27 protein-coding genes are annotated in these 23,730 nt (G+C 71.2%); 11 read left to right on the forward strand and 16 right to left on the reverse strand.

Features of this window, described 5'->3' with window-relative positions:
• Positions 1 to 20 precede the first annotated feature (20 nt).
• Positions 21 to 1,322: an MFS transporter gene (locus ISO16_RS06730; RefSeq protein ID WP_072635571.1), complete on the reverse strand. Its 1,302-nt coding sequence runs from the start codon at positions 1,320 to 1,322 to the stop codon at positions 21 to 23.
• A gap of 55 nt (positions 1,323 to 1,377) precedes the next feature.
• On the opposite strand from ISO16_RS06730, the gene ISO16_RS06735 reads away from it, so the two are divergent.
• Positions 1,378 to 2,043 (forward strand): FadR/GntR family transcriptional regulator, encoded by a 666-nt coding sequence (locus tag ISO16_RS06735; RefSeq protein ID WP_006942737.1) that lies wholly within the window; start codon positions 1,378 to 1,380, stop codon positions 2,041 to 2,043.
• Here ISO16_RS06735 and ISO16_RS06740 read toward each other — a convergent pair.
• The 3 genes from ISO16_RS06740 to ISO16_RS06750 form a co-directional block, all read right to left on the reverse strand.
• On the reverse strand, positions 2,040 to 2,894 hold the full coding sequence (locus ISO16_RS06740) for a TIGR02569 family protein (RefSeq protein WP_006942736.1): 855 nt from the start codon (positions 2,892 to 2,894) through the stop codon (positions 2,040 to 2,042). The genes ISO16_RS06735 and ISO16_RS06740 overlap by 4 nt on opposite strands.
• A gap of 114 nt (positions 2,895 to 3,008) precedes the next feature.
• Positions 3,009 to 4,184: an adenylyltransferase/sulfurtransferase MoeZ gene (gene moeZ, locus ISO16_RS06745; protein ID WP_072635572.1), complete on the reverse strand. Its 1,176-nt coding sequence runs from the start codon at positions 4,182 to 4,184 to the stop codon at positions 3,009 to 3,011.
• A 49-nt stretch (positions 4,185 to 4,233) separates the two neighbouring features.
• Positions 4,234 to 5,280, reverse strand: a complete 1,047-nt coding sequence (locus ISO16_RS06750) for a DUF3152 domain-containing protein (RefSeq protein ID WP_442800812.1) — start codon at positions 5,278 to 5,280, stop codon at positions 4,234 to 4,236.
• 226 nt (positions 5,281 to 5,506) lie between these two features.
• Between ISO16_RS06750 and ISO16_RS06755 the strand changes: the two genes are divergently transcribed.
• Positions 5,507 to 6,184 (forward strand): TetR/AcrR family transcriptional regulator, encoded by a 678-nt coding sequence (locus tag ISO16_RS06755; RefSeq protein WP_006942732.1) that lies wholly within the window; start codon positions 5,507 to 5,509, stop codon positions 6,182 to 6,184.
• 106 nt (positions 6,185 to 6,290) lie between these two features.
• Here the strand turns inward: ISO16_RS06755 and ISO16_RS06760 are convergent, their stop codons facing one another.
• Together ISO16_RS06760 and ISO16_RS06765 are read right to left on the reverse strand one after the other, a co-directional pair.
• The gene (locus ISO16_RS06760) at positions 6,291 to 6,521 is read right to left on the reverse strand and encodes a DUF3107 domain-containing protein (RefSeq protein WP_006942731.1); all 231 of its coding nucleotides are present in this window, start codon (positions 6,519 to 6,521) and stop codon (positions 6,291 to 6,293) included.
• 46 nt (positions 6,522 to 6,567) lie between these two features.
• Complete coding sequence (locus ISO16_RS06765; protein WP_029544591.1) at positions 6,568 to 7,272, reverse strand: ferritin-like fold-containing protein; 705 nt, start codon at positions 7,270 to 7,272, stop codon at positions 6,568 to 6,570.
• 205 nt (positions 7,273 to 7,477) lie between these two features.
• On the opposite strand from ISO16_RS06765, the gene ISO16_RS06770 reads away from it, so the two are divergent.
• Positions 7,478 to 9,082: a DEAD/DEAH box helicase gene (locus ISO16_RS06770; protein WP_072635573.1), complete on the forward strand. Its 1,605-nt coding sequence runs from the start codon at positions 7,478 to 7,480 to the stop codon at positions 9,080 to 9,082.
• A 9-nt stretch (positions 9,083 to 9,091) separates the two neighbouring features.
• Entirely contained in the window at positions 9,092 to 10,309 is a 1,218-nt protein-coding gene (locus ISO16_RS06775; RefSeq protein WP_072635574.1) for an Rv3212 family protein, read from the forward strand.
• Between the two features lie 25 nt (positions 10,310 to 10,334).
• Here ISO16_RS06775 and ISO16_RS06780 read toward each other — a convergent pair whose 3' ends face one another.
• The gene (locus tag ISO16_RS06780) at positions 10,335 to 11,123 is read right to left on the reverse strand and encodes a ParA family protein (protein WP_006942721.1); all 789 of its coding nucleotides are present in this window, start codon (positions 11,121 to 11,123) and stop codon (positions 10,335 to 10,337) included.
• Positions 11,124 to 11,218: 95 nt separating this feature from the next.
• Between ISO16_RS06780 and ISO16_RS06785 the strand changes: the two genes are divergently transcribed.
• Positions 11,219 to 11,719, forward strand: coding sequence for a GNAT family N-acetyltransferase (locus ISO16_RS06785; protein WP_072635575.1), 501 nt, complete (start codon positions 11,219 to 11,221; stop codon positions 11,717 to 11,719).
• On the opposite strand, the gene ISO16_RS06790 is transcribed toward ISO16_RS06785, so the two are convergent.
• Complete coding sequence (locus tag ISO16_RS06790; RefSeq protein WP_006942719.1) at positions 11,689 to 12,117, reverse strand: hypothetical protein; 429 nt, start codon at positions 12,115 to 12,117, stop codon at positions 11,689 to 11,691. The two genes, ISO16_RS06785 and ISO16_RS06790, sit on opposite strands and share 31 nt — an antisense overlap.
• A gap of 47 nt (positions 12,118 to 12,164) precedes the next feature.
• Between ISO16_RS06790 and ISO16_RS06795 the strand changes: the two genes are divergently transcribed.
• Positions 12,165 to 13,127: a diacylglycerol/lipid kinase family protein gene (locus ISO16_RS06795; RefSeq protein ID WP_072635576.1), complete on the forward strand. Its 963-nt coding sequence runs from the start codon at positions 12,165 to 12,167 to the stop codon at positions 13,125 to 13,127.
• A 226-nt stretch (positions 13,128 to 13,353) separates the two neighbouring features.
• A complete protein-coding gene (locus tag ISO16_RS06800) occupies positions 13,354 to 13,608 on the forward strand; it encodes a WhiB family transcriptional regulator (RefSeq protein WP_006550236.1) in 255 nt (84 codons plus the stop codon).
• A gap of 161 nt (positions 13,609 to 13,769) precedes the next feature.
• On the opposite strand, the gene ISO16_RS06805 is transcribed toward ISO16_RS06800, so the two are convergent.
• Together ISO16_RS06805 and ISO16_RS06810 are read right to left on the reverse strand one after the other, a co-directional pair.
• Positions 13,770 to 15,248, reverse strand: a complete 1,479-nt coding sequence (locus ISO16_RS06805) for a sensor histidine kinase (protein ID WP_006942716.1) — start codon at positions 15,246 to 15,248, stop codon at positions 13,770 to 13,772.
• Positions 15,249 to 15,265: 17 nt separating this feature from the next.
• Positions 15,266 to 15,481 (reverse strand): biotin/lipoyl-binding carrier protein, encoded by a 216-nt coding sequence (locus ISO16_RS06810; RefSeq protein ID WP_003939128.1) that lies wholly within the window; start codon positions 15,479 to 15,481, stop codon positions 15,266 to 15,268.
• Between the two features lie 96 nt (positions 15,482 to 15,577).
• Between ISO16_RS06810 and ISO16_RS29035 the strand changes: the two genes are divergently transcribed.
• On the forward strand, positions 15,578 to 15,652 hold the full coding sequence (locus tag ISO16_RS29035) for a 50S ribosomal protein bL37 (protein WP_022597109.1): 75 nt from the start codon (positions 15,578 to 15,580) through the stop codon (positions 15,650 to 15,652).
• Between the two features lie 64 nt (positions 15,653 to 15,716).
• Here the strand turns inward: ISO16_RS29035 and rsrA are convergent, their stop codons facing one another.
• Together rsrA and ISO16_RS06820 are read right to left on the reverse strand one after the other, a co-directional pair.
• Positions 15,717 to 16,001 (reverse strand): mycothiol system anti-sigma-R factor, encoded by a 285-nt coding sequence (gene rsrA, locus ISO16_RS06815; protein WP_006942706.1) that lies wholly within the window; start codon positions 15,999 to 16,001, stop codon positions 15,717 to 15,719.
• Positions 15,998 to 16,627 carry a sigma-70 family RNA polymerase sigma factor gene (locus ISO16_RS06820; protein ID WP_037200997.1) on the reverse strand — a complete coding sequence of 210 codons (630 nt, stop codon included), beginning with the start codon at positions 16,625 to 16,627 and terminating at the stop codon, positions 15,998 to 16,000. The genes rsrA and ISO16_RS06820 overlap by 4 nt, the downstream gene beginning before the upstream one ends.
• 162 nt (positions 16,628 to 16,789) lie before the next feature.
• Here ISO16_RS06820 and ybaK point away from each other — a divergent pair, with 162 nt between their 5' ends.
• Complete coding sequence (gene ybaK / locus ISO16_RS06825) at positions 16,790 to 17,287, forward strand: Cys-tRNA(Pro) deacylase (RefSeq protein WP_006942704.1); 498 nt, start codon at positions 16,790 to 16,792, stop codon at positions 17,285 to 17,287.
• 14 nt (positions 17,288 to 17,301) lie between these two features.
• Here the strand turns inward: ybaK and ISO16_RS06830 are convergent, their stop codons facing one another.
• Entirely contained in the window at positions 17,302 to 17,568 is a 267-nt protein-coding gene (locus ISO16_RS06830) for an SOS response-associated peptidase family protein (RefSeq protein WP_326839325.1), read from the reverse strand.
• A 65-nt stretch (positions 17,569 to 17,633) separates the two neighbouring features.
• Between ISO16_RS06830 and aroA the strand changes: the two genes are divergently transcribed.
• Positions 17,634 to 18,920, forward strand: a complete 1,287-nt coding sequence (aroA, locus tag ISO16_RS06835; RefSeq protein ID WP_170914100.1) for a 3-phosphoshikimate 1-carboxyvinyltransferase — start codon at positions 17,634 to 17,636, stop codon at positions 18,918 to 18,920.
• Complete coding sequence (gene rsgA / locus ISO16_RS06840) at positions 18,887 to 19,906, forward strand: ribosome small subunit-dependent GTPase A (protein WP_006942701.1); 1,020 nt, start codon at positions 18,887 to 18,889, stop codon at positions 19,904 to 19,906. The genes aroA and rsgA overlap by 34 nt, the downstream gene beginning before the upstream one ends.
• Before the next feature lie 78 nt (positions 19,907 to 19,984).
• On the opposite strand, the gene ISO16_RS06845 is transcribed toward rsgA, so the two are convergent.
• The 3 genes from ISO16_RS06845 to ISO16_RS06855 form a co-directional block, all read right to left on the reverse strand.
• On the reverse strand, positions 19,985 to 21,220 hold the full coding sequence (locus ISO16_RS06845) for a fatty acid desaturase family protein (RefSeq protein WP_006942700.1): 1,236 nt from the start codon (positions 21,218 to 21,220) through the stop codon (positions 19,985 to 19,987).
• 61 nt (positions 21,221 to 21,281) lie between these two features.
• On the reverse strand, positions 21,282 to 22,514 hold the full coding sequence (locus ISO16_RS06850) for a fatty acid desaturase family protein (protein WP_006942699.1): 1,233 nt from the start codon (positions 22,512 to 22,514) through the stop codon (positions 21,282 to 21,284).
• A 35-nt stretch (positions 22,515 to 22,549) separates the two neighbouring features.
• Positions 22,550 to 23,680 (reverse strand): ferredoxin reductase, encoded by a 1,131-nt coding sequence (locus ISO16_RS06855; RefSeq protein WP_072635578.1) that lies wholly within the window; start codon positions 23,678 to 23,680, stop codon positions 22,550 to 22,552.
• Positions 23,681 to 23,730: the final 50 nt, after the last annotated feature.

The following is a 23,730-nucleotide window of genomic DNA, read 5'->3' on the forward strand; positions in this document are numbered from 1 at the left end:
ACTGCCGCGTCAAGAGATGCTCACCTGCGGCAGGAGGCCTCCGTGAGGTCGGCGCCGCGGGTGCTCGCGGGCTGTGGACCGGCACCGGAACCGCCCCAGGTGTCCTCGACGTACCGGGGCCGGCAGGCGACCCGGCCGGCGATGAGCACCACGAGCGCCGCACACCCGAGGAACGCGAACGGCGCCGTCCAGCCGCCGGTGGCCTCGCGCAGCACACCGACCAGCACCGGGCCGAGACACGCGACGGTGTAGCCGAGACCCTGGGTGAAGCCGGACAGTGCGGCGGACGCTGCGTGGGTGCGGGTGCGCAGATTGATCAGGGTGAGCGCCATGGGGAACGTGGTCGGCCCGACGCCGATCGCCAGCACCCACAGCGCCGTGGCCGTCAGCGGCGCGAGCAGCAGACCGGTGAACCCCACCGCGTAGCACGCCACGCACACGACGACGAGCGGGAACGGATCCCGCATGCGGGCGCACGCGGCGGGAGCGACGAACGAGGCGGTCAGGCCGACGAACGAGAACAGGGCGATCATGGCGCCGCCGAGCGCCTCGCTGCCGCCGGCGTCGAGCAGCACCGCGGGGATCCAGGTGAACATCGAGTAGGTGATCAGCGAGGTCATGCCGAACATGCCGGCCATGCCCCACGCGACGGGCGAGCGCCACACCCGGCCGGGCGTGGGCTGGGAGTGCGGCGCGTCGCCGGCGGCCGGACGCGTGCCGCGGGCCCGGTACAGGACGCCGATCCACGGGATCGCCGCGGCGAACGCCCACGCCGCCCACAGCCCGATGGACCAGCGCCACCCGGCGGCCTCGGCGACGGGGACCGCCGCGAGGGCCGGCAGCACCGTCCCGATCTGGACGCCGACGATGTACACGGTGCTCACGACCGCGAGCCGGTCGGAGAAGTACCTCTTGACCAGTGGCGGGATCACCACGTTGCCGACCCCCATCCCGGCGAGCGCGAGCGCGGAGAACGCGAGCAGTGTCCACGTCTCGTGGGTCAGCGCGCGCGCTGCCATGCCGAATCCGGCGGCCAGCATCGCGACGAGGGCCGTGGCCTCGAGCCCGGCCCGGCGCGCGATGACGGGGGTGAGCAGCCCGAACACCGCGAACATCGCGGTCGGCACCATGCCGAACACGCCCACCACGGCGGGCGCGAAACCGAGCTCGGCGCGGATCTGCTCGGCGAGCGGGCTGAACGAGGTCACGGCGAGGCGCAGCGTGAGCGCGGACATCACGATCGCAACGAAGACCAGGAGCCGTCCCCGCAGGAGGGACGGGGACGAGGATCCGGCACCGGTGACAGCCACGAGCGAAATCATAGGATGACCCGACGTCTATCGTCGAAGGTGTTTTCCGGATGCAGGAAGGATCCCCATGCGCACCGTGCGACGCACCAGCCTCATCGCCCAGGTCACCGAGCAGTTGCGCGACCAGATCCGTACCGGCGCCTGGGCGGTGGGCACCCGCATCCCTCCCGAACCCGCCCTGGCCGAGCTGACCGGGACGGGCCGCAACACCGTGCGCGAAGCCGTGCAGGCGCTCGTGCACTCGGGGCTGCTGGAGCGGCGGCAGGGCTCGGGCACCTACGTCGTCGCCACCTCGGAGGTGGGCAGCGCTCTCGGCACCTACTTCGCCGACGCCCACGAGCAGGACGTGCTCGAACTGCGGCAGGCTCTGGACGTCACCGCCGCAGCGCTCGCCGCCCGGCGCCGCACCGACGCGGACGCCGCGCACCTGACCGAACTGTTCGACGCGCGGATGCGCGCGTGGGCCGACCCGCGTTCGGCCGCCGCCCTCGCCGCCGACGTCGCCCTGCACCGCGCGATCGTCGAGGCCAGCCACAACGCCGTGTACCTCGAGTTCTACGACTCGCTGCTGCCCGTCATCGAGGAGACGATCCGGCGCCGCGTCGACGAGACGGGGGCGGGGTTCCACGACGAGCACCGCGAGCTGGTGCTCGCCGTCGTCGCGGGAGAGCCCGGCCGCGCCACCGCCGCCGCGCTCGCGATGTTCGGGGAGCTGCGCGGCGGCGAAGGCTAGAGGAGCAGCCGCACCAGATCCGAGGTGTGTGCCAGCCCCGGGAACGCCTCCTCCGTGGAGCGCGGATGCAGGGCGTGCACGGCGAGCCGGAACATCACTGCGCGCAACAGCATCTGCGGCCATTCCGGCAGGTCCTCCCACCGGCCGATGAGCTCGTCGTCGGCCCCGCCCCACGACAGCGCGTCGACGACGGCGACACCGGCCGCCCACGACGCGGGCCGCCAGTAGGGGGTGATGTCGGTCAGGCCCGGCGCGGCGCTGCCGGCGAAGAGCACGGTGCCGAACAGGTCACCGTGCACGAGCTGATCGGGCAGGTGGACCGGCTTGCGCAGCGTCGCGAGCTGGTTGATCAGGTCGATGCTCTTGCGTCCGTCGGGGGTGACGGTTTCCGGGGCGCCGGCGGCGCGGGCGGTGCGCAGGGGCACCGCCTCCCACGCCGCGCGGTCGGCGGCGACGAACACGTCGACGTCCTCCCACGGCGCCACGGGCGGCTGCATGAGGAAGCGCGGCCGCTCCAGCTGGGCGGTGGCCGCGTGCAGCCGCAGCGACAGGGCCACCACCTCGTCGTGCCGCGGTTCGGAGGTGCCCACGATGTAGGTGTCGGCGCGCCAACCGGAGACGACGTAGCGGCCGTCGGTGGAGCGGACGGGCCGCGCCAGTCGCACCCCGTCGACCCCGAGGGTCTCGCGCACCTTCGCCGACCACGCTGCGCGGGCATGGTCGGCGACCGGCGAGAGCACCACGTCGCCGCACCGCCAGCCACCGTCCCAGTCCGCCCCGAGCGGGACCGGTTCGACGTCGCGGAGGCCGAAGGTCGAGCGCACGTGCTGCGGGGGTTCGAGGGGACTCACGGGGCACACCGTACAGTCGGCGCCGCCCCGTTGAGGGGAAGGCACTCCGTTACCCGGGGACACCATTCCCGCATCGTTATCTTCCCCGTATTCCCCTCAGTACACGGGTTCCCCTCAGTACACGGGCAGCGAAGGGTCCACCTGCTGCGCCCACGCGAGCACCCCGCCCTGCAGGTGCGTGGCGTCCGCGAAACCGGCCTTCTTCAGCACCGCGAGGGCCTCGGCCGAGCGGATCCCCGTCTTGCAGTGCAGCACGATCGGCCTGTGCTGCGGCAGCTCCGCCAGCGCCTCGCCGGAGAGGATGCGGTCCTTCGGGATCAGCCGCGCCCCCTCGATGTGGACGATGTCCCACTCGACCGGCTCGCGCACGTCGATCAGCTCGATCTCCCGGTCCGACTCGAGCAGCCGGCGCAGCTCGGTCGGGGTGATGGTCGACTCGGCGAGGGCGGCTGCGCCGTCGTCCGGCACCACACCGCAGAAGGACTCGTAGTCGACCAGCCCCGTCACCGGCACCCGGCCCGGGTCGCGGCACAACGTCACCGTCCGGTAGCTCATCGCGAGAGCGTCATAGATCATCAGGCGTCCGAGCAGCGACTCGCCGATACCGGTGATCAGCTTGACCGCCTCGGTGGCCATGATCGACCCGACGGACGCGCAGAGCACCCCGAGCACGCCGCCCTCGGCGCAGGACGGGACCATCCCGGGCGGCGGCGCCTCCGGGTACAGGTCCCGGTAGTTCAGCCCCCGCCCGTCCGGTGCGGCCTCCCAGAACACCGACACCTGTCCCTCGAACCGGAAGATCGACCCCCATACGTACGGCTTGCCGGCGAGGACCGCGGCGTCGTTGACGAGGTAACGGGTGGCGAAGTTGTCGGTGCCGTCGAGGATCAGGTCGTACTGCTCGAACAGTGCGACGGCGTTGCCGGGGTCCAGGCGCACCGGGTGCAGCCGCACCTCCACGTTGTCGTTGATCCCGCGGATCGTGTCGCGGGCGCTCTCCCCCTTGGGGCGGCCCACGTCGGCGATCCCGTGGATCACCTGCCGTTGCAGGTTGGACGATTCGACATCGTCGAACTCGACGATGCCGAGGGTGCCGACACCCGCCGCAGCGAGGTAGAGCAGCACCGGCGAACCCAGGCCGCCGGCGCCGATGCACAGCACCCGCGCGTTCTTCAGCCGCCGCTGCCCCACCACCCCCACCCCGGGGATGATCAGGTGCCGGCTGTAGCGGGCCACCTCCTCGCGCGTCAGGTCCGCAGCGGGTTCCACCAGAGGTGGTAATGGGCTCACGACAGCTCCTCGGCCGGCTCGATCGGGCGGTTACCCGATTGTCCCATCCTCACGCCCGCGGATACGGCCACGGGTTGAACCTGCAGGTGAGTCCGTCGCGGGGGACGAGGCCCTCGGGATCGAGGCCGGCGATGTCGTCGTTGGCGGTGCCGAAGGACTGCTGCATCATGATCGGCGCGAGGCCCCCGTCGCTGCCGCACCCCTCGTGGGCGGCGAAGCCGATGGCGTGCCCGACCTCGTGGTTGATCTGATACTGACGGTAGGAGCCGATGTCACCCTGGAATGCGACGGCGCCACGCACCCACCGCGGCTCGTTGAGCAGGACCCGGCCCAGGCCCGGGTTGTAGCACGACACCTCCAGCTCGATGTCGTACCCGCAGCCCTGCCGGATCGTCATCTGGGACGTCAGCGACACCCGGAAGTCGGGCACGCCCTGATCGACGCGACGGAACGCGAACGCCGGGTCCTGTGTCCAGCTCTTCGGGTTGGCCAGGGTCTCGTCGACCATCCGGGCGAACGCCGCGTCGCCGCCGTAGCCGGTGGCGTCGACCCCGTCCTCGATCTCCACGGTGTAGGTGTAGACGCGGCCGGTGCCGACCTGACCGCTGGTCCCGGGCACCACCCGCCAGGTGCCGGCGCCGGCCACCGTGAACGGCCCGCCGTCCGGGAGCGCGCCGGACGGCAGATCGGCGGGGAACGTGCCGTCCGCGACCGGCGCGGGCACGCCCACCACGTCGCCGGATGCGGCCGCCGCGTCCCCGGCCGCCGTGGCCTCGGGCGTGCTGCCACCGGTGCGCAGCGCATCCACCAGGACGATCACCGTGAGGACCGCGAGGACGGGTATGGCGTAGGCCCGCCATCCGTAGGTCGCGACGAACCGGCCGAGCCGGGTCTGCCTGCGCACCCCGCGGTCCGGGCGCGGCGGGCGAGGAACCTTCCCCCCGCCCGAGACGGGATCCCACTGAGCTCGCAGAGGCTGGTGGGAAGGGGCGCGGCTGCGTCGCCGGTCGGACGTCCGGTCCTCGGGTGTCCGGTGCGGACTGCGCACCGGGCGGCGCGGTGTGTCCGTCACGCCGGCTCCTGCTCGGTCGGTCACGGTTGCCAGACTCTCATACGGCCGTCGCCGGCCGTGCCGGGTCGCCGAGCGCGGGCGCCGACCGCCGCCACGCCGATGTGGCGCCGCGCACAGTGGGCCTTCAGCTGGGATACTCGTGGGTAGGGGTGCACGGCACCTCGAGGCCCCCTGGCCTGTAACGTGCAGAGACGATTGCACGTCGTAGTGGTAGGCATCACTTCGACGAATTTTTCGGATTGGGAGCGACATGACCGAACTCGCAGCCCGGACATCGTCCGGCCGCGCCACCAGCTCGGGCAACGGCACCGGCACTCGACGCGGCGCCCGGATGCCGCGGGACGAGCGCCGGGTCCAGCTCCTCGCTGCAGCCAGCGAAGTCTTCGTCACCCGCGGATACCACGCGGCCGGCATGGACGAGATCGCCGAGTGCGCCGGGGTCAGCAAGCCGGTGCTGTACCAGCACTTTCCCGGCAAGCTCGAACTCTACTGCGCTGTGCTGCAGAGCTACGTCGACAGCCTGATCGCCGGAGTCCGCCAGGCCCTGCGGTCGACCACCGACAACAGGCAGCGCGTCCGCGCCGCGGTGCAGGCGTTCTTCGACTTCGTCGACAACGACTCGCAGGGTTTCCGTCTGGTGTTCGAATCGGACCTGATGGGCGAGCCGCAGGTGGCGCACCGCGTGGAGCAGGCCACCGAGGCCTGCGTCGACGCGGTGTTCGACCTGGTGAGCCACGACTCCGGTCTGGACCCCTACCGGGCGCGCATCCTGGCGGTCGGCCTCGTCGGCACCAGCCAGTTCACCGCCCGCTACTGGCTCGAGGCCGCCCGGCCGATTCCGAAGGAGGACGCCGTCGACACCACGGTCGCTCTCGCCTGGGGTGGACTCTCGCACGTGCCGCTGCAGCCGGAGCTGCGCAGGCGGTAACCGGAGGGCGCCGACCAGACGGCGCCGACCCCAGGGCCGGGGCCGCGCCCGCGACGACAGAAGGGCCGGGGCAGCAGCCCCGGCCCTTCGTCGTGATGCCGTCGTTCTAGGTCGCCGCGAACCCGACCTTGCGAATGTCGGCGGGACCGATCTCGACGTAGGTGACCCGCGCCGCCTGCACGATGAGCTTGCGGCCCTTCTCGTCGACGAGTGTCAGCACGCCGTCCTTCTCGCCGGCCAGGGCTTGCGCCACGAGCGACTCGACCTCGTCGGGCGTCTGCTCGCTGATCACGGTGAGCTCGCGGGGACTGTCCGCAACACCGATCTTGACCTCCACGGTCGACCTCCGAACTCTCAGGGCTCTACAGCTGTCCCCGCCCAGGCTAGTGCAGTCCCAGCACCGCCATCCGCTCGGCGTGCTCGAGCTGCATCCGGTCGAACAACGCGGCAATGTCGGTGAGATCACCGGACGCGGCGATCACCAGATCGGTGAGGTCCTCACGCTGGGCCATCACGTACTGCGCCTGGGTGATGGCCTCGCCGAGCAGCCGCCGTCCCCACAGCATCAGCCGGTCCTTGTCGGCCGCGCTGCGCCGCACCGCCTCGCGCACCTCGTGCACCACGAACTCCGAGTGCCCGGTCTCGGCGAGGACCTCCCGCACGACCTCCGCCACCTCGGGGGCGAGGGTGCCGGCGATCTCGCGGTAGAAGTCGGCGGCGATGCCGTCGCCGACATACGCCTTGACCAGCGACTCGTGCCAGTTCGAGGGGTTCGTGGACGCGTGGTACGCGTCGAGGGCGCGCCGGTAGGGCTCCATCGCCGTGTAGATCTCCACGCCGCGCGCGGTGAGCGCGGCGTGCAGCGTCTCGAAGTGGCTCATCTCCGCGGCGGCCATGCTCGCGAACGCCACCCGCCCCTGCAGGCTCGGCGACATCCGTGCATCGTCGGCGAGGCGGTAGAAGGCCGAGATCTCACCGTAGGCGAGCACCGCGAACAACTCGGCGACGCCGGGATGATCGGCCGGGACGCGCGCCGGAGCGGCGGGTGGACGAGACTCTGCGGCGGACGGCGACGTTTCGGCTCCCATGACGACACAGCGTAGTACCCAGCCGGTGACCGCGCGGCTCACGGTACAATGGTCCTGGAAGGCCGCGCCTCGAGGCGCCGACCACCGGCCCCGCGGACTTCACCGATGATGTGCGCGCACCCGATCGCAGATCGCTGCCGCGCCTCGCAGAGCCCGTTCCGGTCGCTCTCGCTGAGGCGCAGGCCGGTCGCCTCTCCACTCGTGCGTGCGTGCCGAGACCAGGAAGGCCAGACCCCTGAGCAAGATCACTGTCGACCACGAAGACGACGCCACCGAAACCACGGTGTCGGCCCAACTCGACTCCACCCACACCCCGCCCACGTTCGGCGAGCTGGGCGTGCGGGACGAGATCGTCCGCGCTCTCGCCGAGATGGGCATCGAGCGCACCTTCGCCATCCAGGAGCTGACGCTCCCCCTCGCCCTCGCCGGCGACGACCTGATCGGACAGGCACGCACCGGCATGGGCAAGACCTTCGGGTTCGGTGTCCCGCTGCTGCACCGCCTCACCACCACCGCGTCCGGCACCACCGCCCTCGACGGAACGCCCCGCGCCCTGGTGATCGTGCCGACGCGCGAGCTGTGCCTGCAGGTCACGCAGGACCTCGAGAACGCCGCCAAGTACCTCCGCGGCGCCGACGGACCGCTGAAGGTCCTGTCCGTCTACGGCGGGCGCCCGTACGAGACACAGGTCGACGTGCTGAAGAAGGGCGTCGACGTCGTTGTCGGGACCCCGGGCCGCCTGCTGGATCTCGCCAACCAGGGTCACCTGATCCTCGGCAAGATCGGCATCCTGGTGATGGACGAGGCGGACGAGATGCTCGACCTCGGCTTCCTCCCGGACATCGAGCGCATTCTCGGCATGGTGCCCGACCGCCGCCAGACGATGCTGTTCTCGGCGACGATGCCCGGCCCGATCATCACGCTCGCCCGCACCTTCCTCACGCGCCCGACGCACATCCGGGCCGAGGAGCCGGAGTCCTCCGCGGTGCACGAGCGCACCAACCAGCTCGTCTACCGCGCGCACGCACTCGACAAGGCGGAGCTGGTGGCGCGGGTGCTGCAGGCCGAGGGCCGGGGCGCCACGATGATCTTCACCCGCACCAAGCGCACCGCGCAGAAGGTCGCCGACGAGCTCGCCGAGCGCGGCTTCGCCGTCGGAGCCGTGCACGGCGACCTGGGGCAGATCGCCCGGGAGAAGGCCCTCGACAGGTTCCGCAAGGGCAAGATCGACGTGCTCGTGGCCACCGACGTGGCCGCCCGCGGGATCGACATCGACGACGTCACCCACGTCGTGAACTACCAGTGCCCCGAGGACGAGAAGACCTACGTCCACCGCATCGGCCGCACCGGCCGGGCGGGGCGCACCGGCATCGCCGTCACCCTGGTCGACTGGGACGACATCCCGCGCTGGCAGCTCATCGACAAGGCCCTCGACCTCGGCCTGTCCGACCCGGTCGAGACGTACTCAAGTTCGCCGCACCTGTTCGAGGAGCTGGGCATCCCCGAAGGCACGACCGGCACGGTCCGCAAGGCGCCGGCGGAGCGGCCCGCCCGCGAGGAGGCCGCCGAGGACGCCGAGGACGCGGCACGCCCCAAGCGCACCCGGGTCCGCCGGCGCACCCGCGGTGGCCGGCCCGACTCCGGAAGTGCCGAGAACACCGGACCCGAGAACACGAGCGCCGCGTCGGAGCAGGCCGAGGACTCCGGGGACGGGACGGCGGCGCCCGCACGCCGGCGCCGGCGCCGGCGCCGCGGCGGTTCCTCCGCGACGGCGAAGAGCGACACGGTCACGGCCTCGGCTGCCCAGTAGTCGGCCGCGATGCTCGCACCGGAGCGCAGAACCCGGGCGGACCTGATCGCAGCCCTCCTGCTCGCCGTCGCGGTCGTCGCGGCGGCGAGCGTCGTCTGGCTGCGGTCGGACGCGCGCGGCACCGTGTCCGTCACGACCGACGCGGCACCCGAGGCGCCGGCGTCCGCGACGGCGGTGCCGTCGACGCTGACGGAGGCGTGGCGGGCCCCCAGCGGTGCGACGTCCCGTCCGATCGCGGTCGGAGGTGTCGTGGTCACCGGCGACGACGGCACGGTCACCGGCCGCGCCCTCGACTCGGGCGCCGAGCTGTGGCGCTACGGCCGCGACATGCCGCTGTGCGGGGTCGTGGAGGACTGGCGCACCGCCGTGGCGGTGTACCGCGACCAGCGGGGATGCAGCCAGGTGACCCAGCTGGTCCCCGATTCGGGGATGCGCGGGGCGCAGCGTTCCAGCGACGCCGACGACGCAGTGACCCTCACCGCCGCCGACACCCACGTGATCTCGCGGGGCGACACCCGCCTCGAACTGTGGCGGTCGGATCTCGTGCGCACGCTCGAGTACGGGCGCGTGGACGCGCCCGTCGTGCCGGGGGCGCAACCCCGCAACGGGTGCACGCTGCGCTCGGCCGCGGCCAGCAACACCCGGCTGGCGGTCGTCGAACGCTGCCCGGGCGAAGAGGCGGACCGGTTGACGCTGCTCGAGACGACCCCGGAGGCAGACTCCCAGCCGAAGGAGATCGCCTCGTCGGTGCTGCCGGAACTGGGGCCGGACGACATGGGTACGCGCGTCGTCGCGGTGAGCGGTGAGCGCACGGTGCTGTACCTGCCGCCTACCGCCTCCTCCGGGCCCGTTCTCGCCGGATACGACGCCGCCGGCACGCTGACCGCCCGGCACCCGCTGTCGGCCGCGGCGACGCCGAACGCGGTGTTCCCCGCCGCGGTGCAGGGTTCGTTCCTCACGTGGTGGTCGGGCACGGAGACCGTCGCCCTCGGCGGCGACGACCTGGTGCCGCGGTGGACGCTGCCCGGGACGACGGGCACCGGCGCCGCCATGGCCGGGGCCCTGCTGCTGCCGGTGCGCGACGCCCTCGCGGTGGTCGAGCCTGCCACCGGGGCGGTGCAGGGCCGGATTCCGGTCGTGCGCGACGAACCGGGTGTGGTGAACGTGGCGGTCGCCGGGACTTCGGTGCTCGAGCAGCGCGGGCCGCAGGTCGTGGTGCTGCGATGAGTCCCCGAGGAACTCACCGCGCACCTCACGACGTGAAGGTGACCAGCTTCTTGCCGTCGCGCCAGTGGGCGAGCAGGTTCTCGGCCAGCTCGCGATAGGCCTCGGCGCCCTTGTTCTTCCGGCCGGCGAGCACCGATGCCCCCGACGCCGACGCCTCCGCGAAGCGCACGGTACGCGGGATCGGCGGCGCGAGCACCGGCATGTCGTACCGGTCGGCGACGTCGGCGAGCACGTCGCGGCTGTGCGTCGTGCGGGCGTCGTAGAGCGTCGGCAGGGCACCGAGGAGCTCGAGGTCGGGGTTGGTGATCTGCTTGACCTCGGCGACGGTGCGCAGCAGCTGCCCGACGCCGCGGTGCGCGAGGGTCTCGCACTGCAGGGGCACGAGCACGGACTGCGCGGCGGTCAGGCCGTTGAGCGTGAGCACGCCCAGCGACGGCGGGCAGTCGATCACGACGACGTCGAAACTGTCGAGCAGCGGGGCCAGCGCCCGCCGGAGGGTGAACTCCCGCCCCGGTCGCATCAGCAGCAGCGCCTCGGCCCCGGCGAGGTCGATCGTCGCGGGCAGCAACGTGAAGCCCTCGTCCGTGTCGAGCAGAACCTCCTTGGCCTCCGCCGCCCCGACCAGCACGTCGTGCACCGAGCGTTCGAGCCGGTCGGGGTTGTGCCCGAGCGAGAATGTCAGGCATCCCTGCGGGTCCAGGTCGACGACGAGCACCCGCTGCCCCAACCCGGCCAGGGCGGCCGCCAGAGACGCGACGGTGGTCGTCTTCGCGACGCCACCCTTCTGATTTGCCACCGCAAGTACCGTTGTCACGGAACGATCCTCGCCTAAAAGTCGTCCGAACGCGAGAATCGACCGCGACTTCCGCCGTCCGGCGGGTCGCCGATCCCCACGAAAGGCCCCCGATCGTGATCCGCCGCGCCCGTCCCACCGACGTCGACGCCCTCACCGCCCTCGTCTACGAGCTGGCCGAGTACGAGAAGGCCCGCGCCGAGTGCACCGTCGTGCCCGAGCAGCTGCACACGGCGTTGTTCGGCAGGGACGCCGCCGCGTTCGCCCACGTCGCAGAGGACGCACAGGCAACGGTGGTGGGCATGGCGCTGTGGTTCCGCAACTTCTCCACCTGGGACGGGGTGCACGGCATCTACCTCGAGGACCTGTACGTCCGGCCCGAGCACCGGGGCCACGGCCACGGCCGCGCTCTGCTCGCGGCACTGGCCCGCGAATGCGTCGACCGCGGCTACAGCCGCCTGAGCTGGTCGGTGCTGGACTGGAACACGCCGTCGTTCGGGTTCTACCGCTCGCTCGGCGCCGTCCCGCAGGACGAGTGGACCACCTTCCGCCTCAGCGGGCAGGCACTCGCCGCGCTCGGCGGAGATCAGGCCACGTCGTCGGCGTCCGGGGCGTAGTCCTGCGCCAGCCAGCGCGTCGTCGGCGGGCTGAACAGCAGCACCAGCGCCGGCACCACGATCAGGGCGAGCAGGATGCCGAGCACGACCTGGTGGGAGTCCGTCAGCAGCGACCAGGCCACCGGCAGCAGCAACAGCTGGGCGACGATCGCCACGGCCCGCCCCCACCGCTTGCCCCGCAGCAGCGCGATCCCGGCCGCGAGCACGCCGCCGAACAGGATCCCCAGCCACAGTGCGAGGCCGTAGCCGTTGCCGACCGTCTGGTCGTGCCCGCCCGTGAGGGCCCGGACCACGGAGACCACAGCGAAGCCGATGGCGATCACGCCTTCGAGGACGACGAGACCACCCGCGGCTCGAACGGTCGACGGAACGGTGCTGCGTGGCGACTCGGTGGACACCCGGCCAGCGTAGTGGACCCGTACGAGACCACTTAGGCTGATGCTCCGTGCGCGCACTGCTGATCGTGAACCCCAACGCGACGACCACCACTCCGGCCGGTCGCGACCGGCTGGCCCGTGCGCTCGCCGACCGGGTCTCCCTCACCGTCGCCCACACCACCCATCGGGGGCACGCCGCCGAACTGGCCCGCTCGGCGCACGCCGACGGGATGGACGTCGTCGTCGCGCACGGCGGCGACGGCACCGTCAACGAGATCGTCAACGGCCTGCTCGGCACCCCGTCGGAACGGGTGGCCGACCCCACTCTCCCCCTGCTCGCGGTGGTCCCCGGCGGCTCGGCCAATGTCTTCGCCCGGTCGCTGGGCGTGGACGCCGATCCGGTGAGGGCGACCGAGCAGTTGCTCGACCTGCTGGCCCAGCGCACCACCCGCCGGATCGGCCTCGGCCACTGCGACGGCCGGTGGTTCGTCTTCAATGCGGGACTCGGGCTCGACGCGCAGGTGTGCGAGGCCATCGACCTGAGCCGGCTGGGCGGGCGGAAGGTCACCACCGCGCGTTACGTCGCGCATTCGATCACGCAGTTCTTCAAGTCGAAGGGCGCCGAACCCGCGCTGACGTTGACGCTGCCCGGCCGGCCACCGATCCCGGGCGTGTACTACGCGTTCGTCTCCAATTCGAGCCCGTGGACCTACCTCGACAAGCGCCCGGTGCACACCAACCCGGGCACCTCGTTCGAGACCGGGCTCGGAGTCTTCGCGATGACGACGACGGCGGTGTTCGCGAGCCTGCGGGTGGTCCGCCAGCTGCTCGCGCGGCGCGGCGATCCGAACTCCCGTCGCCTGGTGCGCGTCGACGACGTCGCGCGGGTGCAGGCGGTGTCGTCCCGGCCGATCGGCCTGCAGGTCGACGGCGACTACCTGGGCCTTCGCACCGAAGTGGAGTTCGTGTCGGTGCCCGCCGTGCTCGACGTCGTGGCCCCGTGTCCCGGGCGCGCCGACGCCCGTACGTGATCCGGGTTACATTTTCGTTTCCCGAGGTGTACAAAGGAAGTTCGAACCCAAATACCCGGGACACCGTCGGCGTGAGCTTCCCCACGGTCGTGACGTTTTCTATTGACTTCACGCTGGTTCGTGAAAGCATTCACAAGTAACCGCGCGGAAACACTTGCCGACGCGCACATGAACTTGCCACCACGATCAGCCGGTGCGACGAGCACTATCGAAGGAGAGTAGAAGCATGGACTGGCGCCACAAGGCCATCTGCCGCGACGAGGATCCCGAGCTGTTCTTCCCCGTCGGCAACAGCGGTCCGGCCCTCGCGCAGATCGCCGACGCCAAGCTCGTGTGCAACCGCTGCCCCGTCACCGCCGAGTGCCTCTCGTGGGCCCTCGAGTCCGGCCAGGACGCGGGCGTCTGGGGCGGCATGAGCGAGGACGAGCGTCGCGCCCTCAAGCGCCGCAACGCCCGTACCCGGGCACGCACCGCGGTCTGACGCGACCTACGCCACAGAGCTCCGGGAAGGCCCGGCACCGTTTCGGTGCCGGGCCTTCCCGCGTCCGGAGGCCGCGCTCCCCCGTCCCGGCAGGGACACGGCGACACCCTCCCGGCAGGGACACGGCGACACCCTCCCGGCAGGGACACGGCGACACCGTCTCAGCCGAGTGTCACCCGGCCCAGCGGAACCCGCAGCCGCGCGTCGGTGCCGGTCGGCGCAGCCCGTTCGAGCCGCAACGTCCCGCCGAGTTCCGCGGCGACGAGCGTGCGCACGATCTGCAGGCCCAAGCGGTCCGAGCTGCCGAGGTCGAACCCCTCCGGCAGACCCTTGCCCTCGTCGTGGACCACCACGTCGAGCCAGCGGGCCGACCGCTCGGCGCGCAGCGTCACGGTCCCGGAGGCACCCGGGTCGAAGGCGTGTTCCACGGAGTTCTGCACGAGTTCGGTGAGCACCATCACCAGCGGTGTCGCCCGCTCGGCGGGGAAGACCCCGAGGCTGCCCTCCCGGCGCACCCGGACCTGGCTGCCCACGGCCGCGACGTCGACGACGATGGGGATAAGCCGGTCGACGACGTCGTCGAGATCGACCTCCTCGTCCACCGACATCGACAGCGCTTCGTGCACGAGCGCGATCGACGTCACCCGGCGTACCGCCTCGGCGAGGGCCTGCCGGGCCTCGGTGTTGCCGGTGCGCCGTGCCTGCAGCCGCAGCAGGGCCGCGACCGTCTGCAGGTTGTTCTTCACCCGGTGGTGGATCTCCCGGATCGTGGCGTCCTTGCTCAGCAACGCCCGGTCGCGCCGCTTGACCTCGGTGACGTCGCGGATGACCACCGCAGCGCCCTCGAGCCGGCCGCCGGGCGCGAGCACCAGCGCGCGCAGCAGCACGGTGGCGCCGCGGGCCTCGATCTCCATGGGCCGCCCCAGCTTGCCGTGCACCGCTCCGCGCAGATAGGTCTCGACGTCCTCGCTCTCGAACGGATCGGTCACCAGCGCGCGCGTCGTCTCGATCAGGTTCTGGCCGAGCAGGTCGGAGTTCAGGCCCATCCGGTGGTAGGCGGACAGGGCGTTCGGGCTCGCGTACACCACCCGGCCGGACCGGTCGAGGCGGATGAAGCCGTCCCCGGCCCGCGGACTGGACTTGGTGTCCGATCGGGATTCCGGATTCGGGAAGGTGCCTTCGCAGATCATCGTGAACAAGGCGTCGGCGCATTCGAGGTAGGCGGTCTCGAGGGCGCTCTTGGTGCGCCGCGCCACGGTCGCCGCGTCGCGGCTCAGGACCGCGATGACCTGCCCATCCCAGCGGACCGGCACGGCCTGACGGCGCAGGGGCGCAACGTGGCTGGGCCGTGAGTCCGCGGAGACGACCACTCCGGTCTCGAGGGCCCGCAGCACGTGTGGGTGCTCCCGTTCGGAGACCACCGAACCCACCATGTCCTCGGGCAGCACGGTCGAGGCGGTGGTGGGTCGGCACTGCGCCACGCACACCACCCCACCCGGCTCCGCGCTCACCCACAACAGGACGTCCGCGAAGGACAGGTCCGCGAGCAACTGCCATTCGCCGACGACCCGCTGGAGGTGATCGACCGCACCGCCCGGCAGGTCGGTGTGCTCGGCGAGGAGGGCACTGAGGGTGGACACGGGGGGCACGTGCGGACTCAGGAGATGACCGCGATGAGATCGCCCTGCTGGACGACGTCGCCGACGACCACGTCCAGCGATGTCACGGTGCCGGACGTCTCGGCGAGCACCGGGATCTCCATCTTCATGGACTCCAGGATCACCAGTGTGTCGCCTTCGGCGACGACGTCCCCCTCCTGCACGACCACCTCGAACACGGTGGAGACCATCTCGGCGCGCACGTCCTCGGCCATCGGGCACCTCATTCCACGAAGAAGACGGTGGCCCTGCTTTCAGGGCCACCGGACCACACGTGAAACACTGTAATGAACCAGAAAGGAGATCGGACCATGGGTAAGCGAGGCCGCAAGAAGCGCAGCCGCAAGGGCAACGCCGCCAACCACGGCAAGCGTCCCAACGCCTGAGGCGCGCGCACACGCGTGAGGGGGCCGGAAGCAGCTGCTTCCGGCCCCCTCACTCGTTGGTGGCTCAATCCCGGACGTCGGTGCGGGTCGTCACGACGACGGTCCGCCGGATCTCTATCAGCAGCCGCTCCCGGAGGCCCTCCGGAGCGTGCTCGCCGCCGCATTTGCGGCTCAGCAGGGACTTGAGCTGGGACTCGAGCCCGTACGCCTCGAGGCAGGACCCGCAGTCGTCGAGATGGCGCTGCAGGCGCTCACGCGACCGATCGTCGCACTCGCTGTCGAGCAGCAGGTAGACGTCCGCGATCACCGCGGAACAGTCGAGCTGATCGAAGTCGGCCGACTCGCTCACCTCGAGACCTCCTTCTTGTCCGCACCGTCTCCGACGGCCGCGTCGACGGCTCCGCTCCGGTTGAATCCCCGCTCCCGCGCGACATCGGCCAGCAGGCCGCGCAACTGCTTGCGGCCGCGGTGCAGCCGCGACATCACCGTGCCGATGGGGGTGCCCATGATCTCCGCGATCTCCTTGTACGGGAAGCCCTCGACGTCGGCGTAGTACACCGCCATCCGGAACTCCTCGGGCAGCTCCTGCAGCGCAGCCTTGACGTCGTCGTCGGGAAGCGCATCGAGCGCCTCGACCTCGGCCGACCGCAGACCGGTGGAGCTGTGCTCGGCGGTCGCCGCGAGCTGCCAGTCGGTGATCTCCTCCGTCGGGTACTGCGCGGGCTGGCGCTGCTTCTTGCGGTAGGAGTTGATGTAGGTGTTCGTCAGGATGCGGTACAACCACGCCTTGAGGTTGGTGCCCTCCTTGAACGAGGAGAAGGCGGAGAACGCCTTGATATACGTCTCCTGAACCAGATCCTCCGCGTCCGCAGGGTTGCGGGTCATCCGCAGGGCCGCGCCGTAGAGCTGATCGAGCAGGGGCAGTGCATCCCGCTCGAACCGTTCGGCCAGTTCCGCACCAGACTCCTCGACCACACCGATCCCTTCACTTGCCGTATCCGTGAAGGCTACCGGTCGGGGCGGGCACAGCACAGGCACGCGGTACTCCCTCGCTCTCGGTCACCGGCCGCGCCCGATCGGGGCGGCCACCCGGAATCAACACGACAGCTCCGGCCCTTGTTCCCTACATTGGCGCGCATGGCCTCGACCTCCACTCCCGCGACGAAGCTGCTGCTGCGCGAGAACGTCACCCACCGCGTCCACGAGTACCCGCACGACCCGCGGGCCGGCTCCTTCGGCTCCGAGGCCGTCGAGATGCTCGGGCAGCGGCTCGGGGTGGTCCCCGCACAGATCTTCAAGACCCTGGTGATCAAACTCTCCGACGGCAAGCTCGCGGTGGCCGTGATCCCGGTCCCGGCGACCCTTTCGCTCAAGGCGGCGGCGGCCGTCCTCGGTGGCGGTAAGGCGGTCATGGCCGAGCGCAGCGACGCCGAGCGCGCCACCGGCTACGTCCTCGGGGGGATTTCACCGCTGGGCCAGCGCAGCCGGCTGCGCACCGCCGTCGACGCCTCCGCGCAACAGTGGGATCGGGTCCTGTGCAGCGCGGGACGCCGCGGCCTCGAGATCGAACTCGCGCCGGCGGACCTGGTGCGGCTCGCGGGCGCGGTGGTGGCGCCGATCACCACCGGGGCCTGATTCGGCGCCGGGCGTCAGAGCAGGGTGAGCTGCTCGGCGGCGGGCGAGGCCGGGGCGAGCAGTCCGGGACCGTGGTTGCGGACGCTGCCGACCTCGGCCGACGACGGGTCGTGCTGCCACTCGTACCAGCCGTCCGTCGGCACCAGGCACCGCCGGTGCCGCACCGGCCGCGCGAAAGCGGGCTCGAGCGCGGCCGATTCGGGTCGGGTGTTGAAAAGCGTTGCGCTCCGGCTAATCTCGGTGGCGAACGACGGGACGGTCCCCCAGCGCATCCGCCGGATCCGCCGTCACCGCATGCCGGCCGCACACGGCTTCGAAGTGTGGCAGGTGTGGCCCTCGCGCGCGGATGGGCGAAGATGGACGGGTGAATCCGTGGAGTGCGCCCCGAGCCGAGTCACCCGTCGACAGTTCCGTCACGCTGCCCGGGTCCAAGTCGATCACCAACCGCGCCCTGATCCTCGCCGCGCTCGCGGACGGCCCGTCGACCGTGACCGGCGCGCTGCGCAGCCGCGACACCGACCTGATGATCGGCGCCCTGCGCGGACTCGGCGCGACGATCGACGAACGCGACGACGGCACCACCCTGCATGTCACCCCCGGCCGGCTGCACGGCGCCCGGGTGGACTGCGGCCTGGCCGGCACGGTGATGCGATTCGTGCCGCCCGTCGCGGCACTGGCCGACGGCGACGTCTTCTTCGACGGCGACGAGCAGGCGCGCACGCGGCCGATGGGCACGGTCCTCGAGGCCCTGCGCTCGCTCGGCGCCGACGTCGACGGCGACACCCTGCCCTTCACCGTGCACGGGCGCGGCCGCCTGCGCGGCGGTGTCGTCACCATCGACGCGTCCGGCTCGTCGCAGTTCGTCTCGGGGCTGCTGCTGTCCGCCGCGGCGTTCGACGAGGGCGTCACGGTCCGGCACGCCGGGGCGGCCGTGCCGTCCATGCCGCACATCGACATGACCGTCGACATGCTGCGCGAGTCCGGGGTGACGGTGGACACCACCGTGCCCAACACCTGGCGGGTCGCGCCGGGCCCGATCCGCGCGGTGGACCGCGTGGTCGAGCCGGATCTGTCCAATGCGACCCCGTTCCTGGCGGCCGCGGCCGTCACGGGCGGCACGGTGTCGGTGCCGCGGTGGCCGCAGCGCACCACCCAGGCCGGCGACGCGATCCGCGGCATCCTCCAGCAGATGGGCGCCGACGTCGCCCTGTCCGGCGGCACGCTCACCGTGCGCGGCCCGGAGCGCCTGCGCGGCCTCGACATCGACCTGCACGACGTGGGTGAGCTCGCCCCCACCGTCGCAGCGCTCGCGGCGCTGGCGACGACCCCGTCCACGCTGCGGGGCATCGCGCACCTGCGCGGGCACGAGACGGACCGCCTGGCCGCCCTGGCCACGGAGCTCGGCAAGCTCGGCGGCGCCGCGACCGAGACCGCCGACGGCCTGCACATCGCGCCCGCGCCGCTGCACGGCGGGCGCTGGCATTCGTACGCGGATCACCGGATGGCCACGGCGGGCGCGATCGTGGGCCTCGTGGTCGACGGCGTCGAGGTCGAGGACATCGGCACGACCGCCAAGACCCTGCCGAACTTCCCCGAGCTGTGGGCCGGGATGCTGACGGGAGCACGCTCCTGAGCCGGCGCACCTACGACGAGTCCGATGTCCGGATCCGTCCGGGCAAGGGCTCGCGTCCGCGCACGAAGGACCGGCCGGCTCATCTCGACGCCGCCGAGGCGATGGTGGTCTCGGTCGACCGCGGTCGGTGGGGCTGCGTGCTGGGCGGCGATCCGGCACGGCCGGTGGTGGCGATGCGGGCCCGTGAGCTCGGCCGCACCCCCGTCGTGGTTGGCGACCGGGTCGCCGTGGTCGGGGACCTGTCGGGACGGCCCGACACCCTGGCGCGGATCGTGCGGGTAGAGGAGCGCACCACGGTGCTGCGCCGCACCGCCGACGACACCGACCCGTTCGAGCGGATCGTCGTGGCCAACGCGGAGCAACTGCTGATCGTCGTCGCGCTGGCCGATCCGCCGCCGCGGACTGGGCTGGTCGAACGGTCCATGGTCGCCGCGTACGCGGGCGGTCTCGACCCGGTGCTGTGCCTGACCAAGAGCGATCTCGCCGATCCGGCCGAGTTCACCGCGCAATTCGCCGACCTGGACGTCCGCGTGATGCTGGCCGGACAGGATCGGGACCTGACGGAACTCCGGGAGATGCTCACCGGCAAGGTGACGGCCCTGATCGGCCACTCCGGCGTCGGGAAGTCGACCCTGGTCAACAGACTCGTCCCGGATGCCGACCGGGCCATCGGGGCGGTCTCGGGCGTCGGGAAGGGCCGGCACACCTCCACGCAGTCGGTGGCGTTGCCGCTGCCGGGCGGTGGTTGGGTGATCGACACGCCCGGTATCAGGTCGTTCGGACTCGCGCACATCGGCGCCGACAACGTGATCGCCGCCTTCTCGGATCTTGCCGAGGCGGTGGAGGCCTGCCCCCGCGGCTGCACCCACCTGGGCCCGCCTGCGGATCCCGAGTGCGCGCTCGACGAACTCGAGGGCAAGTCCCGGCGCCGCGCGATGGCGGTGCGGGCTCTGTTGACCGCGATCGCCGCGAACGAGACCTGGTGACCGAGAGCCGGTGATACGGCCCGTGACGCCGAGCGCCCGGCGTCACGGGGACGCCGGGCGCTCGATGCAGGCTCGGGATCAGCGCATGCCCAGGAGGCGGCGCACGCCGCGGACCCGGCGGTTCTCGCGGATCGCGGTCGCCAGACCGCGTCGCCGGCCGGTCGCGGGGTCCACCACGGCGGTGCCGCCGAAGCCGCGTTCGGACGCGGTTTCGGGTGCGGCGTCCGGGGTGTCGGCGAGGTACTTGTTCGGCAGCGACAGCTTGGCGATGGTGCGCCACGACTTGAAGTACTGCACCGCGAGCGGGCCGGTGGTGTACGGCAGGTCGTACTTGTCGCACAGCTGCCGGACCTTCACCGCGATCTCGGCGTACCGGTTGGACGGCAGGTCCGGGAACAGGTGGTGCTCGATCTGGTAGCTCAGGTTGCCGGTCATGAAGTCCATGACGGGGCCGCCGGAGATGTTGGCGCTGCCGAGCATCTGCCGCAGGTACCACTGCGCCTGCGACTCGTTGTCGACGTCGGCCTTGGTGAACTTCTCGGCGCCGTCGGGGAAGTGCCCGCAGAAGATGACCGCGTTGGTCCACAGGTTCCGGATGACATTCGCCGTCATGTTCGCGGTCAGCGTGGACTTCCAGGCCTTGCCCGTCAGCGCCGGGTAGACCACGTAGTCCTTGACGATCTGGCGACCGATCTTGTCCCCGACCTCGCGCAGCTTGCGCTTGGTCTCGGCGCGGTCGTCGCGGCCCTTGGCCACCTTGCCGAGCTCGAGATGCTGGACCGCGACGCCGTACTGGAACAGCAGGGCGAGCAGCGCGTTGTAGACGATGTTGCCGTAGTTGAACGGCGACCAGCGCTGGTCCCGCGTGACCCGCAGCAGGCCGTATCCCACGTCGTCGTCCATGCCGAGGATGTTGGTGTACTTGTGGTGCAGGTAGTTGTGGGTCTGCTTCCAGTGCGCGGACGGGTCGGCGTTGTCCCACTCCCAGCTGGCGGAGTGGACCTCGGGATCGTTCATCCAGTCCCACTGCCCGTGCATCACGTTGTGCCCGAGCTCCATGTTCTCGATGATCTTCGAGACGCCGAGCAGGCCCGCACCGAGCAGCCACAGCGGACGCCGGCGGCTGCCGAACAGCGCCGCGCGCCCGCCGAGTTCCAGGCCGCGCTGCAGCCGGATCGTGTTGCGGATGTAGCGGGCGTCGCGTTCGCCGCGGGAGTCCTCGATGTCTCGCCGGATGGCGTCGAGTTCTCGGCCGAGGGCCTCGACGTCCGCCTCCGTGAGGTGCGCGTACTCCTTGATGTCCGAAATGGCCATGCGCCTACCGTACCGTAGGTTACGAGTCCGTAGGTTACGGAGATGTAGCTTGTGCGGCAGATCACTTCCGCCGGGCGGCGCGTTTGGCGGCGCGCAATGTCTGCAGCGCGGTCGCCAGCCCCTCGCGACGCTCCCCCACCGACCGCACCCGCGGCAGATCGGGACGCCGGAACTTGCGCTCGGAGGAGGTCTCCGGGGCATCGTCCGACGTCGCCCGCAACCACGCGTCCGGCAACGCCAGCTTGTGGATCGTGCGCAGCGCCAGCAGGTACTGCTTGCCGAGCGGACCGCTCGTGTACGGCAGGTCGTACTTCGCACACAGCGTGCGCACCCGCTCCGCGATCTCCGGGTAGCGGTTGCTGGGCAGGTCCGGGAACAGGTGGTGCTCGATCTGGTAGCTCAGGTTGCCGGTCATGAAGGCCATCACCGGACCGGCATCGATGTTGGCGCTACCGAGCAGCTGCCGCAGGTACCACTGGCCCTGCGTCTCGTTCTCGTACTGCGCCACGGTGAACTTCTCGGCGCCGTCGGGGAAGTGACCGCAGAAGATCACCACGTACGCCCACAGGTTCCGCACCAGGTTGGCCGTGAGGTTCGCGGTGATCGTGCTGCGCCACGCCCGGCCCGTCATGGCCGGGAACAGCACCAGGTCCTTGCCCAGCTGCCGCGCGATCTTCCGGGCAAAGTCCTTGGTGGGCTGGGAGTTCCGCTGCCCCGGCGGCACACCGCACGCCTTCTTCTCGGCTCCGAGGTCGTGCAGGGCGATGCCCCACTCGAAGGTGGCCGCCAAGATCAGGTTGGCCACGGGCTGCAGCAGGTTGATCGGCCGCCACTTCTCGTCGCGCGTCATCCGCAGGATGCCGAATCCCACGTCGTCGTCCATGCCGACGATGTTCGTATAGGTGTGGTGCGCGTAGTTGTGGGCGCGCTTCCAGTGCTGCGACGGACCCGTCTGGTCCCACTCCCACGACGTCGAGTGGATCTCCGGGTCGTTCATCCAGTCCCACTGCCCGTGCATCACGTTGTGCCCGAGCTCCATGTTCTCGATGATCTTCGACAGGGAGAGCAAGCCCGTGCCGAGCAGCCACAGCGGACGCCGGCGGCTGCCGAACAGCGCCGCCCGGCCGCCGATCTCGAGCACGCGTTGCAGCCGGATCGTGTTGCGGATGTAGCGGGCGTCGCGCAGCCCCCGGGTGTCCTCGATGTCGCGACGGATCGCGTCGAACTCGCGGCCGAGTTCCTCGATGTCCGCGTCGGTGAGGTGCGCGAACTCGGTGATGTCGGTGATTGCCACCGGGGTCCTTCCCCCTGGTCCGGGTCGGTAGTGCGTCAGGCGCCGAGCGTGCAGTCTCCGGCAGCCGCGGAGATGCAGGTCTGAACCCGCTCCCCCTCGGCGTGTTCCTTGCCGGACCGGAGATCGACGACGTGCCCCTTCTCCAGGGGCACCACACAAGTCTGACAGATTCCCATCCGGCAGCCGAACGGCATCAGGGCGCCGGCGCTCTCACCCGCCTCGAGCAGGGTCGTCGCACCGTCGACGGTGACGGTCTTGCCCGACTTGGCGAAGGTCACCGTGCCGCCGGCGCCGGAGGTATCCGCCCGGGTGACGGCGAAGCGTTCCAGATGGAGCCGCTCCGGCAGGCCCGCGGCATCCCAGAACCGCTCCATGTCGTCGAGCATCGCCTGCGGGCCACACGCCCACACCTGGCGCTCCCGCCAGTCCGGGCACACCGTGTCCAGCTCGGCGAGGGTGAACTTGCCCTGCTCCCGCGTCAGCCGCACGTACGGGCGGTACTGCTCGTGGTCCGCACCGAAGCGGGCGATCTCGTCGGCGAACATCACCTCGGGGGCGGTGGGCGCCGAGTGCACGTGCACGACGTCGGGCAGCTCGGCATGCGCCTGCAGCGACCGGCGGTCGAGGGTGCGCAGCATCGACATGATCGGGGTGATGCCGCTGCCCGCGGTGAGGAAGAGGATCTTCGGCGGCGGGGGGTCGGACAGGACGAACTCGCCCTTGGGCGCGGCGAGCCGCACGATCGTGCCCGAGGGCACGCCGCTCACGAGGTGACTCGACAGGAAACCGTCGGTCATGGCCTTGACGGTGATCGAGATGAGCTTGCGGTCCCAGGTGGGCGACGAGGTCAGCGAGTACGAACGCCAGTGCCAGCGGCCGTCGACGTGCAGCCCGATGCCGATGTACTGGCCCGGCGCGTACCCGAAGTCGAAGCCCCAGCCGGGCTTGATGACGAGCGTCGCGGAGTCGGCGGTCTCGCGGCGGACCTCGACGATGCGGCCGCGCAGCTCACGCGCCGACCACAGCGGGTTGGCGAGGTGCAGGTAGTCGTCGGGCAGGAGCGGTGTCGTCAACCGCGCGGCCGCGCCGCGCAGGAGATTCGACACGGATCGGTCCCTCGTCGCGACATGCGCCGCCGGCCGCTCGATCCAGTCCTTCAGACCCATCCGATCACTTCTCCTCGTCCAGGGGCTACGCCTCCGTAGGTTACCAGCTC

It is taken from the genome of Rhodococcus sp. M8, from assembly GCF_015654185.1.
Classification (GTDB): domain Bacteria; phylum Actinomycetota; class Actinomycetes; order Mycobacteriales; family Mycobacteriaceae; genus Rhodococcus; species Rhodococcus aetherivorans.